Source organism: Nonomuraea mangrovi (assembly GCF_042681425.1).
GTDB lineage: Bacteria > Actinomycetota > Actinomycetes > Streptosporangiales > Streptosporangiaceae > Nonomuraea > Nonomuraea mangrovi.
Genome location: NZ_JBHUFV010000109.1, coordinates 1 through 529 on the forward strand (window position 1 = coordinate 1; position 529 = coordinate 529).

Sequence of the window (529 nt, forward strand, 5' to 3'; positions counted from 1 at the left end):
TGTAAACCTCTTTCAGCAGGGACGAAGTTGACGTGTACCTGCAGAAGAAGCGCCGGCTAACTACGTGCCAGCAGCCGCGGTAATACGTAGGGCGCAAGCGTTGTCCGGAATTATTGGGCGTAAAGAGCTCGTAGGTGGCTTGTCGCGTCTGCCGTGAAAGCTCGCAGCTTAACTGCGGGTCTGCGGTGGATACGGGCTGGCTAGAGGTAGGTAGGGGAGAACGGAATTCCTGGTGTAGCGGTGAAATGCGCAGATATCAGGAGGAACACCGGTGGCGAAGGCGGTTCTCTGGGCCTTACCTGACGCTGAGGAGCGAAAGCGTGGGGAGCGAACAGGATTAGATACCCTGGTAGTCCACGCTGTAAACGTTGGGCGCTAGGTGTGGGGGTCTTCCACGATCTCCGTGCCGGAGCTAACGCATTAAGCGCCCCGCCTGGGGAGTACGGCCGCAAGGCTAAAACTCAAAGGAATTGACGGGGGCCCGCACAAGCGGCGGAGCATGTTGCTTAATTCGACGCAACGCGAAGAA

1 rRNA gene is annotated in these 529 nt (G+C 58.0%); it reads left to right on the forward strand.

From position 1 onward, the window contains the following. A 16S ribosomal RNA gene (locus ACFSKW_RS54595) occupies window positions 1-529 on the forward strand; the annotation flags it as partial.